The following is a 13,422-nucleotide window of genomic DNA, read 5'->3' as shown; positions in this document are numbered from 1 at the left end:
AGGCTTGCCCGCGAAGGCGTCCTTGAGATCGCCTTCGCGGGCAAGCCTCGCTCCTACAGGGATGGGGGTGGGCAACAGAAGGAGTGAACCGTGCTTGCAACAGCACTGGTGTTGGTCGCGGCGCTGTTGCACGCGGCGTGGAATACCCTGATCAAATTCAGCGCCGAGCGGCTGCTGGTGGTGGCGTGCATGGACTCGGTGGCGATGCTGTTTGTCGCCGTGATGCTGCCGTTCGTGAACGTGCCGCCGATTGAAATCTGGCCGTGGATCCTGGCGTCGGCGGCGTTCGAGTTGCTCTATCGCTATTTGCTGATCCAGGCCTACCGGGTTGGCGACCTGGGGCTGGTCTATCCGCTGATGCGGGGCCTGTCGCCACTGGTGGTGCTGGCGCTGACGCTGATCTTCGCCGGGGAAGTGCTGACGAATCAGCAGATCTTCGGCATTTTGCTGATCCCGTTCGGCATGCTGTGCCTGCTGTGGCAGGGCGGTGGCGGTGCGCGATTGCCGTGGTCAATGCTGCCAGTGGTGGCGCTGATTGGCCTGTGCATCGGCTGCTACACCTTCATCGATGGCCAGGCGTTGCGGCGCTGGTCGCATCCGCTGGATTACCTGGTGTGGGTCACGCTGCTCAGTGCCTGGCCATTCCCGTTGCTGGCGCTGGTGCGCAAGCGACCGGCGTTCATGCTGTTCTGGCGAGAACAGTGGCGACTGGGGTTGGCGGTCGGGTTTTGCGTGTTGTTCAGCTACGCTCTGGTGCTGTGGGCGATGCAACTGGGCTCGATTGCCGAAGCGGCGGCGTTGCGTGAGATCAGTGTGATCCTGGTGGTGCTGTTCGGCATGCGCTACTTGAAAGAACCTTTCGGCCGGCCGCGGCTCTTAGCCTGTGGGTTGGTGCTGATCGGCATCCTGGTGATGAAGTTTTGACCGACCACCGAATTTCTGAAAACTGAAGAAGGGACTGCTTTATGACGGTTGCGCTGTGGTGCGTTTTGATTGCGATTTTCCTGCCCTATGTCTGCACGGCCATCGCCAAGGCCAGTGGCAGGTACAACCTGAAAGACAACCATGATCCCCGGGACTTTCTCGAATCGCTGAATGGCTTGGGCCGGCGTGCCCATGCGGCGCAGTTGAACAGTTTTGAAGTGATGCCGGCGTTCGCGGTGGCAGTGCTCGCGGCCCATCTGGTGGGCACGGCGCAGTTGGTGACGGTCAACGTGCTGGCGGTGCTGTTTATCACCAGTCGGCTGCTGTACATCATTTGCTACCTGGCGGACTGGGCGATCTTGCGGTCGCTGGTGTGGTTTGTGGGGATGGGGTTGATTGCCAGTTTCTTTTTTGTGTCGATCTGATTGAAGCAAAAGCAAAAGATCGCAGGCTTCGGTAGCTCCTGCAGGGACCGTGTTCACAACGATTCCCCGTAGGAGCCTGCGATCTTTTGACGTTAAGGCTTGTCAGCCACCTGCGGCACTTGCGGCAACGCTGCACCTTTAGGCCACAACATCCAGATCTGCCCCTGCTGCTTCATATCCCCCGCCAATTGCCCGGCCGCTTCGCCGGTGCCCCAGAACAGGTCCGCCCGCACTTCGCCGGCAATCGCGCCGCCAGTGTCCTGGGCCGCCACCGGCCGCACCAGTGCGCTGCCATCCGGTTTGGTGGTGGATAACCAAAGCAGACTGCCCAGCGGAATCACCTTGCGATCCACCGCCGCGCTGTAGCCCGCCGTCAGCGGTACGTTCAGCGAGCCGCGAGGCCCTTCGTTGCTGTCCGGATTTTGGGTGAAAAACACGTAGCTGGGGTTGCTGCCGAGCAACTGCGGAATTCGCGACGGATTCGCCTTGGCCCAGGCGCTGATAGCGCCCATGGTCACGTCTTCCTTCTTCAGTTCACCCTGATCCACCAGCCAGCGGCCGATGGGACGATACGGATGGCCGTTCTGGTCGGCATAAGCGATACGCAGTTGTCGACCACTGTCGAGCTGGATCCGCCCGGAACCCTGGATTTGCAGGAATTGCAGGTTCATCGGGTCGGTCAGCCAGGCCACGACCGGCGCCTTGACCCCTTTGCTCTCGATGGTGGCGGCGTCGTCGTAGGGTTTGAGCACGCGACCTTCAAGTCGACCGCGCAGGCGTTTGCCCTTGAGTTCCGGGTAGAGGCTGTCCAGGGACACAATGATCATGTCCTCGGGCACGCCGTAAACCGGGACATTAGCCACTTCGGTCTGGGTCAGGCTGCCGGGGTACACCGGTTCGTAGTAGCCGGTGATCAGGCCATTGGGATTGTCGTTGGCGGCACGCAGGCCGTAGACGTCCAGGTTCTGCTTGAGAAAGCCGCGAATCTCAGCGGCGGTTTGCGGCACAGTGGCCGACGCCGCGCAGGTCGAGCCCCAGACCGGGTCGGCCTTGAGTCGGGTGCAGGCGCTGCGCCAGGTACCGAAACCGGCCACCAGATCATCGTCGGACACCGTTGGCAACGCTTCCCAGGTGGCGCTGGTGTAGGTGGCCAGGGCGTGGGTTTTCGGGGTGTTGTTTTCGCCGCCGGTGCAGCCCGCGAGCACGGCTACCATCGGAAGGGTCCAGGCCAGGCGCGGGCGCCAGGCCATGAAACGGCTGTTCATGGAGTAATTCCTTTGACGGCTGCCTGAGTGCTCCATGCGCTCAAACAACCCTTATTGATAATAGGGCTATTGGTGTTTAACGATGACGCGAGGATACTGGCCGCCGTTCCCCGTGACCTGAAGCCACCATGACTCTTAAAAGAATTTCTGTTGTATTGCTGGCCTGCCTGACCTTGTCCGCCTGCGGCGGTGTTGATCCGAATTCGCCATTGGGTCAACGCAAGGCGATCTTCAAGCAAATGCTCAAGACCGGCGAAGACCTGGGTGGCATGTTGCGCGGACGCATTCCGTTCGACGGGCCGAAATTTGCCGAGGGTGCGGTGAAACTCGATGCGCTGTCCCATGAGCCGTGGAAACATTTCCCGCAGGTGCGCGAAGAAGATCACACCAGCGCCAAGGACGATGTGTGGAAGCAACAGGCACGCTTCCAGGAAATGGCCCGCAACCTTGAAGGCGCCACCGGTGAATTGGTGATTGCCAGCAAGGTCCAGCCGTACAAGGCCAGCAACCTCGGGCCGGCGGTGCAGAAAGTTGAAGATGCCTGCAGTGCTTGCCATAAACAGTTTCGGGATCATTGATCTAGCGGTGTGTATTCCCTGTGGCGAGGGGGCTTGCCCCCGTTCGGCTGCGAAGCAGTCGTCAATTCGGCCCGCGCGGTCTATCTGATTATCCGCGTCTGCTGATTTTGCGGTCGCTCGCGACCCAGCGGGGGCAAGCCCCCTCGCCACAAAAGCTCCCTCGCAACGCCGAGGTCCTACTTATCCAGTTCATCCAGCGCTTCCTGCAATTCCTTGCGGGACTCGGCCAGTTTGTCTTTGCGTTTGTTGATTTTCTCGGCATCGCCCTTGCTCATGGCCTTGTCGAGATCGGCCTGGCGCTTGCTGACTTCATGCTTGGCGTCGAGCACCTTGTTTTCCCGTTCCTTCTTCAAGGAGGCGTCGGTGCAGTGGGTGGTGACTTCGTTCAGGGCGGTTTCCAGGCCCGCCTGCTGATCGGCGTTGCCATGGGATTTGGCCAGTTCGATCTGGTTGACGATGCCCTGTTTCTTGGCGGCGCAACCGGTCAGTTCCGGGATCTCTTCGGCTGCCATCAGCGGAGCAGCCATCATGCCGCAAAGGGTCAGCAGGGCGAGCGGTGCAAGAAATTTCATAAAAGCTCCATGCAAAAAAAGGCAAGCGGGTCGAGGTGGCAATGGGCTGTTTGAGCGCAGCGCCACCATTGGGTTCCCGGGCTGACAGGCATTGTTGGTCGCTAAAAACCGTCAATCCCCGCCATACGTAATGTTTCACTCAAGGCCAGGACCTGCGGGTCGCGAAAAAACGCGCTCAATTGCGCTGCGCGTCCCGGGCCGATGCCGGCTTCGGCCTGCCACTGTTCGTGGCTGCGTTGCGCCAGGGTCTGCCATGAATCGGCAAGCTTCGCCTGACCCGTCGGCGGCAAGCCAAGGGCTTTGAGCCAGCGAGCAAACGGACGCTGCCGGGCACTTTCAAAACTGTTTAAAAGACGAGCGCTGCTGCGCTCGCCGAAGCCGGCAATGTTAGCAAGCTCTTGGGCATCGAGGGTCAACCAATCCAGCAGGCTGTTGAGGCGGCCTGTTTCGAGAAGTTTCTCCCAGGTGCCCGGCCCGACATGCGGCAAGGCCAGCCCTTGCTTGCCGCTTAGCCAGGTCAGCCGGGCGAGAAATTGGCTTTCGCAGCCCGGCGTTGGCTGCCAGCAGCTCAGCGGATGAAAGTCAGCCGCCAGCGGTGCATTCACTTCCGCGCGCTCGGCGCTGCGCAGCACGACGTCATCGAGCCTGGGAATGGTCAGGCCCGCGAGGCTGATGGCAACCTGATCACCGGGGCGAATGTCCAATTGCTCCCAGCGTTGCATGGAGCTGACGCTCACTCGTTTGATCTGCCGGTCATCGAGCTTTACCGGCGACAGCTCCAGTACCGGGGTGATCCGCCCGGTCCGGCCGATCTTGAAATGCACCTTGCGCACCTCGGCCAATGCCTGGGCGAAGGGGTATTTCCAGGCGACGCTCCAGTAAGGCGGCCGGGCCTGCCAGCGTTCGGCGGGTGGACGTGAATCCTGGCGCAGGACGACGCCGTCGCTGGCGAAAGGCAGGGGCGAGCGATACCAGTGATCGCGCCAGCGGTCTGCATCGGCAAAGGTGTTGATCGATTGGCTGTAGACGCCGGTGGCCGGGAATCCCAGCCTATCCAAAGCGGTGACCCGGGCAGGCCAGCTTTCCGGACCTTGCGGCCAATCCCAGACAAACAACCCGATCCCGGCAGCCTGCTCCGCACTCAGCGACTTGCGCGCCATCAACCCGGCCACGCTGGCGCGGGCGTTGAGGCTGCCGGCTTTGGCTTGTATGTGATCGGTCAGGCGCCAATAGAGTTCGCCTTGCACGAGGACGTCCATTGGTTGCTTCAGTTGCTGGGGGATGCCGGCGATCTGGCGTGCGGAGGCGGTCCAGTCCTGGCCGTTCATGCCGTCGCCGCGACTGATCGCCTGTTGCAGCAGGCCTTTGCTGTAGATCAGCGATACCGCCACGCCGTCGACCTTTGGCTGAATCCAGACATCCTTGCGATCGCGCAGCCAGTGTTCGACGGCGGGTCCGTCGTGGAGTTTTTCCAACCCCGTGTGGACGATGGGGTGAGGCACCTTGCCGCCCGCCGTTCGCAGCGGTTCAGGGGCAGGGGCGAGGTTTAAACAGGTGCGCCATTGCGTCAGCCGGGCTCGGGACTGGTCGTAGAGTTCGTCACCGATCAGGGATTGGCCCTTGCGGTGGTAGCTGTCGTCCCAACGGTCGAGTTGCTGTTGCAGGGTGGTGATTTCGGCTTGGGCACGCGCGGGTGCCCAGTTGGGGCAATCGGCGGCGCTGGCGGTCAGGGATGTCAGCAGGAGGGCGAAAAACAGGCGCAGGCTGGGGAGCATCGAGAGCGTCCTTGCTCGTTGGGATGTCTGGAAGAATAGTCGGTCATCAGTTTTGTAAAAGCGGGGTGTTTTTCGGGGTGTTTCGAGGACAGATTTTCCAGCATGAAAAAGCCCCGCACGGCGCGAACCGTGCGGGGCTTTGGGTACCGCCGGGGAAGTCTTACAGGCCGGCAGCAGCGCGCAACGAATCGGCGCGGTCGGTCTTTTCCCAGGTGAACGTGGTGAAGGTGTCTTCGCCCACGGTCTTGGTTTCCGGGGTGCGACCGAAGTGGCCGTACGCAGCGGTTTCCTGGTACATCGGGTGCAGCAGGTCGAGCATGGTGGTGATGGCGTATGGACGCAGGTCGAACACTTCGCGAACCAGTTTGACGATTTTGTCGTCGCTGATTTTGCCGGTGCCGAAGGTGTTCAACGAGATCGAAGTCGGCTGGGCAACACCGATCGCGTAGGAAACCTGGATCTCGCAACGCTCGGCCAGGCCGGCCGCGACGATGTTCTTGGCCACGTAACGACCGGCATAAGCCGCCGAACGGTCAACCTTCGATGGATCTTTACCGGAGAACGCGCCGCCGCCGTGACGGGCCATGCCGCCGTAGCTGTCGACGATGATCTTGCGACCGGTCAGACCGCAGTCGCCAACCGGGCCGCCGATGATGAACTGGCCAGTCGGGTTGATGTGGAACTGGGTGTCCTTGGTCAGCAACTCGGCAGGCAGCACGTGCTTGACGATCAGCTCCATCACGCCTTCGCGCAGGTCTTTGTACGACACTTCAGGGTTGTGCTGGGTCGACAGTACAACGGCGTCGATCCCGACCACCTTGCCGCCTTCGTAACGGCAAGTCACTTGCGACTTGGCGTCCGGGCGCAGCCAAGGCAGCAGGCCGGATTTACGGGCTTCGGCTTGCCGTTGCACGAGCTGGTGCGAGAAGGTGATCGGTGCTGGCATCAGCACGTCGGTTTCGTTGCTCGCGTAGCCGAACATCAGGCCCTGGTCGCCGGCGCCCTGATCTTCAGGCTTGGCACGGTCGACACCCTGGTTGATGTCAGGGGACTGCTTGCCGATGATGTTCATCACGCCGCAAGTGGCACCGTCGAAGCCGACATCGGAGCTGTTGTAGCCGATGTCCAGAATGACGTTACGCACGATCTCTTCGAGATCGACCCAAGCCGTTGTGGTCACTTCACCTGCGATGATTGCCACGCCGGTCTTGACCAGCGTCTCGCACGCCACACGGGCGAACTTGTCTTCAGCAATGATGGCGTCCAGCACCGCATCGGAAATCTGGTCGGCGATTTTGTCCGGATGCCCTTCAGACACGGACTCGGAGGTGAAGAGGGAGTATTCGCTCATCTCGATGTTTTCCTGAATTTACCGATGGTGAGTGTCGCCAGCCGGCCGCTGAAAATGGCGGACCTGAATCTGGAAACCATTACGTAAGCCTACATAGAGGCTTTCCCCGGGAACGAGTCCCGCAGCGGTGGCCCAACGGGCCAGATCGTCCTGTTCAAACCCCAACCATAGATCACCGCAGGCCTCCCTGGCCCAACTCTGGTTGTGGCTACATAACTCTGTCACTAACAGGCTACCGCCTGGTTGCAGCAAGCCGGCCATGTGCTTGAGCGCTTCGGCCGGTGCGGCGAAATGGTGCAGCACCATGTTCAGTACAACGCAATCGGCGGTCAGGCTTACGCCATTCAATGCATCGGCCAATTGCAAGCTGACGTTAGTCAGCCGTTCACGTTCACAGACCTGGCGCGCCAGTTCGAGCATCGCCGGGCTGTTGTCCAGCGCCGTGACCTGGGTGAAGCGGCGCGCCAGTTCCGGCAGGAAACCGCCATCGCCGGGGCCGACTTCAATCGCCGTGGCGCCTTCGCTGAAGCTCAGCTTGTCGAGCAGCGCCACCACGCTTTCGCGGTACTGCGCCAGGCCGGCGATCAGGTCTTGCTGGGCGCGAAACTTCTCCGCGACCCGTGAGAAAAAGTCCTGGCTGGCCGCCGCCCGTTGCCCGTGTACCTGAGCGATCCGCAATTGCACATCGGCCGGCAGGGTCAGGTTGTCCACTTCGTCCAGCAAGGCTGCGTGCAGCTTGCCGCCCAGCAAGTCGGTGTGGGGCAGGGCGCGACGGTAGAAAATCGCGTTGCCTTCACGGCGGGTCGCCACCAGGTCGGCCTGGGCCAGGACCTTGAGGTGGTGACTCATGCCGGATTGACCGATGCCGAAGATCTGCGCCAGTTCCAGTACGCCAAACGAATCGTTGGCCAGCGCGCGCAATACATTCAGGCGTAGAGGATCGCCACCGGCCTTGCACAAGGCCGCCAGCTCATCGCAATCGTCATGTTGAATGGAAGGCACGCGTAGATTCATAGGGCCAGCAGTCTAGTGATGGTCAGAAAGCCTCGCAAGAGCAATATCAAAAAGTTTTGATATTGCTCGATAGATGGCACTTCTCAAGGCGCTGTTGTCTCTACAAACGAATAGCAGAAAGGTTTCACCCGCCGAAACCGTCGTTATCCATTGGAAAAACGCCTCTAGATGACTATCTGTCATTGCCCCGAGGCGGGTGGGTGAGGGAAAATGCTCGCCTTTTTTCCGTTTCGTTTTATTCAAACCCTAGGAGATCAGCGATGCCAAGCCGTCGTGAGCGTGCCAACGCCATTCGTGCCCTCAGCATGGATGCCGTGCAAAAAGCCAACAGCGGCCATCCGGGTGCCCCTATGGGTATGGCGGATATCGCCGAAGTGCTGTGGCGTGACTACCTCAAGCACAACCCAAGCAATCCATCGTTCGCCGACCGTGACCGCTTCGTGCTGTCCAACGGCCACGGCTCGATGCTGATCTACTCGCTGCTGCACCTGACCGGCTACGACCTGTCGATCGAAGACCTCAAGCAGTTCCGCCAACTGCACAGCCGCACCCCGGGTCACCCGGAATTTGGCTACACCCCAGGCGTTGAAACCACCACCGGTCCACTGGGCCAAGGCCTGGCCAACGCCGTGGGTTTCGCCCTGGCGGAAAAAGTCCTGGCGGCGCAGTTCAACCGTCCTGGCCACAACATCGTCGACCACCACACCTACGTGTTCCTGGGTGATGGCTGCATGATGGAAGGCATTTCCCACGAAGTCGGCTCCCTGGCCGGTACCTTGGGCCTGGGCAAACTGATCGCCTTCTACGATGACAACGGCATCTCCATCGATGGCGAAGTCGAAGGCTGGTTCACCGACGACACGCCGAAGCGTTTCGAAGCCTACAACTGGCAAGTGATCCGCAACGTCGACGGTCACGACCCGGAAGAAATCAAGATTGCGATCGAGACCGCGCGCAAAAGCGAGCTGCCGACCCTGATCTGCTGCAAGACCACCATCGGTTTCGGTTCGCCGAACAAGCAAGGCAAGGAAGACTGCCACGGCGCCCCACTGGGTGACGCGGAAATCGCCCTGACCCGCAAGGCGCTGAACTGGAACCACGGCCCGTTCGAAATCCCGGCTGACATCTATGCCGAGTGGGACGCCAAGGAAAAAGGCCGCGCTGCCGAAGCCGAGTGGGACCAGCGTTTCGCCGCTTACTCCGCCGCGTTCCCGACCGAAGCCAACGAATTGGTGCGTCGCCTCAGCGGTGAACTGCCAGCCGATTTCGCGGAAAAAGCCTCGGCTTACATCGCGGAAGTTGCGGCCAAGGGCGAAACCATCGCCAGCCGTAAAGCCAGCCAGAACGCCCTGAATGCCTACGGCCCGCTGCTGCCTGAACTGCTCGGCGGCTCCGCTGACCTGGCCGGTTCCAACCTGACCCTGTGGAAAGGTTGCAAAGGTGTCTCGGCTGAAGACGCCAGCGGCAACTACATGTACTACGGCGTTCGCGAGTTCGGCATGAGCGCGATCATGAACGGCGTGTCCCTGCACGGTGGCCTGGTGCCTTACGGCGCGACCTTCCTGATGTTCATGGAATACGCGCGCAACGCGGTGCGCATGGCCTCGCTGATGAAGAAACGCGTGGTGTTCGTCTACACCCACGACTCCATCGGTCTGGGCGAAGACGGCCCGACTCACCAGCCTATCGAGCAACTGACCAGCCTGCGCAGCACCCCGAACCTGGACACCTGGCGTCCAGCCGATGCCGTTGAATCGGCTGTTTGCTGGAAACTGGCCATCGAGCGCAAGGACGGCCCTTCGGCGCTGATCTTCTCGCGTCAGAACCTGCAGCACCAGGAGCGTGATGCCGGCCAGATCGCCGACATCGCCCGTGGCGGTTACGTGTTGAAGGACTGCGCAGGCGAGCCTGAGCTGATCCTGATCTCCACCGGTTCGGAAGTGGGCCTGGCGGTTCAGGCTTACGACAAACTGACCGAGCAAGGCCGCAAGGTACGCGTCGTTTCGATGCCGTGCACCAGCGTGTTCGACGCTCAGGACGCTGGCTACAAGCAAGCCGTTCTGCCGTTGCAGGTCAGTGCGCGTATCGCCATCGAGGCCGCTCACGCGGACTACTGGTACAAGTACGTGGGCCTGGAAGGTCGTGTCATCGGCATGACCACCTTCGGCGAGTCGGCGCCTGCGCCAGCCTTGTTCGAAGAATTCGGTTTCACCCTGGAAAACATCCTGGGTCAGGCTGAAGAGCTGCTGGAAGACTAAGTCCGAAGGTTGCGTTGTCCGGGCTGGCCTCTTCGCGGGCAAGCCTCGCTCCTACAAGGGATCGTGTTGTTTTTCATGACAACCGAAAACCTGTAGGAGCGAGGCTTGCCCGCGAAGGCGTCGGCCCTGCCAGCACTGCAACAACGGATTCACCACGGTAATCGAGAACCCCATGCCCCAACCGCATCCCTACAAAGTTGCACTCAACGGCTACGGCCGGATTGGTCGTTGCGTCTTGCGTGCGTTGTTTGAGCGAGGCGAGAAGGCCGGGTTTGAAATTGTCGCGATCAACGATCTGGCAGACATGGCCAGCATCGAATACCTGACACGCTTCGACTCCACTCACGGGCGTTTTCCCGGCGAAGTGCGGGTGGAGGACGATTGTCTGCATATTAATGGCAACTGCGTGAAGGTCCTGCGCAGTGCTACCCCCGAAGGCATCGATTGGGCGTCGTTGGGCGTCGATCTGGTGCTGGAATGCTCCGGCGCTTACCACACCCGTGCCGATGGCCAGCGCTTCCTCGACGCCGGCGCGCCACGGGTTTTGTTTTCCCAGCCGATGGCCAGCGAGGCGGATGTCGACGCCACCATCGTCTACGGCGTGAACCAGGATTGCCTGACCGGCGACGAGCTGCTGGTGTCCAACGCGTCCTGCACCACCAACTGCGGCGTGCCGCTGTTGCGTCTGCTGGACCAGGCCATTGGTCTGGAATACGTGTCGATCACCACCATCCACTCGGCGATGAACGACCAGCCGGTGATCGACGCCTACCATCATGAAGACCTGCGCCGCACCCGTTCGGCGTTCCAGTCGGTGATCCCGGTGTCCACTGGTCTGGCGCGTGGTATCGAACGCCTGCTGCCGGAACTTGCCGGGCGAATTCAGGCCAAAGCCGTACGCGTGCCGACGGTGAACGTGTCGTGTCTCGACATTACGATGCAAACCGTCAGCGACACCGACGCCGTGGAGGTCAACCGGATCCTGCGCGAAGCCGCCACCAGTGGCCCGCTCAAAGGTCTGCTGGCTTACACCGAGCTTCCCCACGCAAGCTGTGATTTCAATCACGACCCACATTCGGCCATCGTCGATGCCAGTCAGACCCGCGTTTCCGGCCCACGGCTGGTGAACATCCTGGCCTGGTTCGACAACGAATGGGGGTTTGCCAACCGAATGCTGGACGTTGCAGAACACTATCTGCACATAGCTGCTCCACTTTCTGTCACTCAAAAACAGTAACTCAGGAATTGCGACCCATGACCGTGTTGAAGATGACCGACCTCGATCTGCAAGGTAAGCGCGTACTGATCCGCGAAGACCTCAACGTCCCAGTCAAGGACGGTGTTGTCACCAGCGATGCGCGTATCCTGGCTTCGCTGCCGACCATCAAGCTGGCCCTGGAAAAAGGCGCGGCCGTGATGGTCTGCTCGCACCTTGGCCGTCCGACCGAAGGCGAGTTCTCGGCCGAGAACAGCCTCAAGCCCGTCGCCGACTACCTGAGCAAGGCCCTGGGCCGCGACGTGCCGCTGGTGGCCGATTACCTGGGCGGCGTTGACGTCAAGGCCGGCGACATCGTGCTGTTCGAAAACGTGCGCTTCAACAAAGGCGAGAAAAAGAACGCTGACGAACTGGCCCAGCAATACGCCGCCCTGTGCGACGTGTTCGTGATGGACGCCTTCGGCACCGCTCACCGCGCCGAGGGTTCGACCCACGGCGTGGCCAAGTTCGCCAAAGTCGCCGCCGCCGGCCCGCTGCTGGCTGCTGAACTGGACGCACTGGGCAAAGCCCTCGGCGCCCCGGCCCAGCCAATGGCTGCCATCGTGGCCGGCTCCAAGGTCTCGACCAAACTCGACGTGCTCAACAGCCTGAGCCAGATCTGCAACCAGCTGATCGTCGGCGGCGGCATTGCCAACACCTTCCTGGCCGCCGCTGGTCACCCGGTCGGCAAATCCCTGTACGAACCGGACCTGCTGGACACCGCCCGCGCCATCGCCGCCAAAGTCAGCGTGCCGCTGCCGGTGGACGTCGTGGTTGCCAAGGAATTCGCGGAAAGCGCCACCGCTACCGTCAAGCTGATTGCCGACGTAGCCGCCGACGACATGATCCTGGACATCGGCCCACAGACCGCGGCGAATTTCGCCGAGTTGCTGAAGTCGTCCAAGACCATCCTGTGGAACGGCCCGGTGGGCGTGTTCGAATTCGACCAGTTCGGCAACGGCACCAAAGTCCTGGCCCAGGCCATCGCGGACAGCTCGGCGTTCTCCATTGCCGGCGGTGGCGACACCCTGGCGGCCATCGATAAATATGGCGTTGCCGATCAGATCTCCTACATTTCTACCGGCGGCGGCGCGTTCCTTGAGTTCGTCGAAGGCAAAGTACTGCCGGCGGTTGAAGTCCTGGAAAGCCGGGCCAAGGCCTGAGATCACTCAAATGACCAGGCAAAGGAGTGTTGATATGGTCAGGACGATAGCGCTGTTGATCGTCGCGGTGTCGCTGGCGGCTTGCGGGAGTAACCCGAAAGCCAAGCCGGACCCCGCGCCGTCTGCGCCGGCGGATAGAGGCTGTTACCAGGCCGACTGGCAGGCTGAAACCAACCCGGTGCTCAACAAGCGTTCCGGGCCCGATGGCCTGGACAAATACGAGACACAGACCCCGGCCAAGGAACATGGCTGCCCTTGACGGGTCTGACTCTTTACTCAAGGCTGGCGGCGTGCGCCGTCGGTCGAGGAACATGGATGAAAGGTTTTATCGCCGTCATGGCGCTGGCACTGCTGGCAGGTTGCTCCAATTTCAACCTGTTCAACACCTCGGCGCCCGCGGACAACTGGACCACCTGGACCTGCGACAGCCAGGCCAAAGTGCTCTGGCGCTACACCGACGACAGCCTTAGGGAAGTCGACGTGCGCCTCGGTGGGGCCGATCAGGTCTACCGCTTGAAGCTTGAACCGGGCGCCGAAGGTTCGCTGTACAGCAACGACATGCTGGCGTTTCACGTAAAAGGTGAGGAAGGCCTGGTTTACTGGGTCGCCACCAATGATTTGATTGGCCGCGGTTGTAAAGCGCAGTAATCGAAGGCTCGCGCCAAACCTGTAGGAGCGAAGCTTGCTCGCGAAGAGGCCAGCACATTCAACACATGTGTTGGCGGTTAAACCGCTTTCGCGAGCAAGCTTTGCTCCTACAGGTCATCGATGGCTCGTAGAGATTTTTGTCAGACCGAATGAGCGGACCGGACCCACCCCCGATCTGCAATAACTTGAATAGC

At 61.1% G+C, this 13,422-nt stretch carries 13 protein-coding genes; 8 read left to right on the top strand and 5 right to left on the bottom strand.

Annotated features, from left to right (window positions below):
• Positions 1-90: 90 nt before the first annotated feature.
• A complete protein-coding gene (locus ACY4LX_RS31430; protein WP_149659693.1) occupies positions 91-924 on the top strand; it encodes an EamA family transporter in 834 nt (277 codons plus the stop codon).
• A 41-nt stretch (positions 925-965) separates the two neighbouring features.
• On the top strand, positions 966-1,349 hold the full coding sequence (locus ACY4LX_RS31425; RefSeq protein ID WP_123404270.1) for an MAPEG family protein: 384 nt from the start codon (positions 966-968) through the stop codon (positions 1,347-1,349).
• A 92-nt stretch (positions 1,350-1,441) separates the two neighbouring features.
• Here the strand turns inward: ACY4LX_RS31425 and mltA are convergent, their stop codons facing one another.
• Positions 1,442-2,614, bottom strand: a complete 1,173-nt coding sequence (mltA, locus tag ACY4LX_RS31420; protein WP_463258724.1) for a murein transglycosylase A — start codon at positions 2,612-2,614, stop codon at positions 1,442-1,444.
• A 128-nt stretch (positions 2,615-2,742) separates the two neighbouring features.
• On the opposite strand from mltA, the gene ACY4LX_RS31415 reads away from it, so the two are divergent.
• Positions 2,743-3,192, top strand: coding sequence for a c-type cytochrome (locus tag ACY4LX_RS31415; protein ID WP_149659690.1), 450 nt, complete (start codon positions 2,743-2,745; stop codon positions 3,190-3,192).
• A gap of 176 nt (positions 3,193-3,368) precedes the next feature.
• Here the strand turns inward: ACY4LX_RS31415 and ACY4LX_RS31410 are convergent, their stop codons facing one another.
• The 4 genes from ACY4LX_RS31410 to ACY4LX_RS31395 form a co-directional block, all read right to left on the bottom strand.
• A complete protein-coding gene (locus ACY4LX_RS31410; RefSeq protein ID WP_149659689.1) occupies positions 3,369-3,764 on the bottom strand; it encodes a DUF1090 domain-containing protein in 396 nt (131 codons plus the stop codon).
• 101 nt (positions 3,765-3,865) lie between these two features.
• On the bottom strand, positions 3,866-5,539 hold the full coding sequence (gene ligB / locus ACY4LX_RS31405; RefSeq protein ID WP_463258723.1) for an NAD-dependent DNA ligase LigB: 1,674 nt from the start codon (positions 5,537-5,539) through the stop codon (positions 3,866-3,868).
• Between the two features lie 160 nt (positions 5,540-5,699).
• Complete coding sequence (gene metK, locus ACY4LX_RS31400; RefSeq protein WP_463258722.1) at positions 5,700-6,890, bottom strand: methionine adenosyltransferase; 1,191 nt, start codon at positions 6,888-6,890, stop codon at positions 5,700-5,702.
• A gap of 18 nt (positions 6,891-6,908) precedes the next feature.
• A complete protein-coding gene (locus ACY4LX_RS31395) occupies positions 6,909-7,904 on the bottom strand; it encodes an ArsR/SmtB family transcription factor (protein WP_463258721.1) in 996 nt (331 codons plus the stop codon).
• Between the two features lie 260 nt (positions 7,905-8,164).
• Here ACY4LX_RS31395 and tkt point away from each other — a divergent pair, with 260 nt between their 5' ends.
• The 5 genes from tkt to ACY4LX_RS31370 all read left to right on the top strand — a co-directional run bounded on the left by tkt (position 8,165) and on the right by ACY4LX_RS31370 (position 13,228).
• Complete coding sequence (tkt, locus tag ACY4LX_RS31390) at positions 8,165-10,162, top strand: transketolase (RefSeq protein ID WP_149659685.1); 1,998 nt, start codon at positions 8,165-8,167, stop codon at positions 10,160-10,162.
• Between the two features lie 172 nt (positions 10,163-10,334).
• Positions 10,335-11,399 carry an erythrose-4-phosphate dehydrogenase gene (epd, locus tag ACY4LX_RS31385; RefSeq protein WP_463258720.1) on the top strand — a complete coding sequence of 355 codons (1,065 nt, stop codon included), beginning with the start codon at positions 10,335-10,337 and terminating at the stop codon, positions 11,397-11,399.
• 17 nt (positions 11,400-11,416) lie between these two features.
• Positions 11,417-12,580 (top strand): phosphoglycerate kinase, encoded by a 1,164-nt coding sequence (locus ACY4LX_RS31380; RefSeq protein WP_149659683.1) that lies wholly within the window; start codon positions 11,417-11,419, stop codon positions 12,578-12,580.
• A gap of 34 nt (positions 12,581-12,614) precedes the next feature.
• Positions 12,615-12,839, top strand: coding sequence for a hypothetical protein (locus tag ACY4LX_RS31375; protein ID WP_149659682.1), 225 nt, complete (start codon positions 12,615-12,617; stop codon positions 12,837-12,839).
• 56 nt (positions 12,840-12,895) lie between these two features.
• Positions 12,896-13,228: an MliC family protein gene (locus ACY4LX_RS31370; protein WP_463258719.1), complete on the top strand. Its 333-nt coding sequence runs from the start codon at positions 12,896-12,898 to the stop codon at positions 13,226-13,228.
• The last annotated feature ends 194 nt before the right edge of the window (positions 13,229-13,422 follow it).

The sequence above is a fragment of the Pseudomonas sp. Emmai genome (assembly GCF_055179735.1).
The sequence above is the reverse complement of the archived record's forward strand: the minus strand, read 5'-3'. Positions and strand labels throughout refer to the sequence as shown.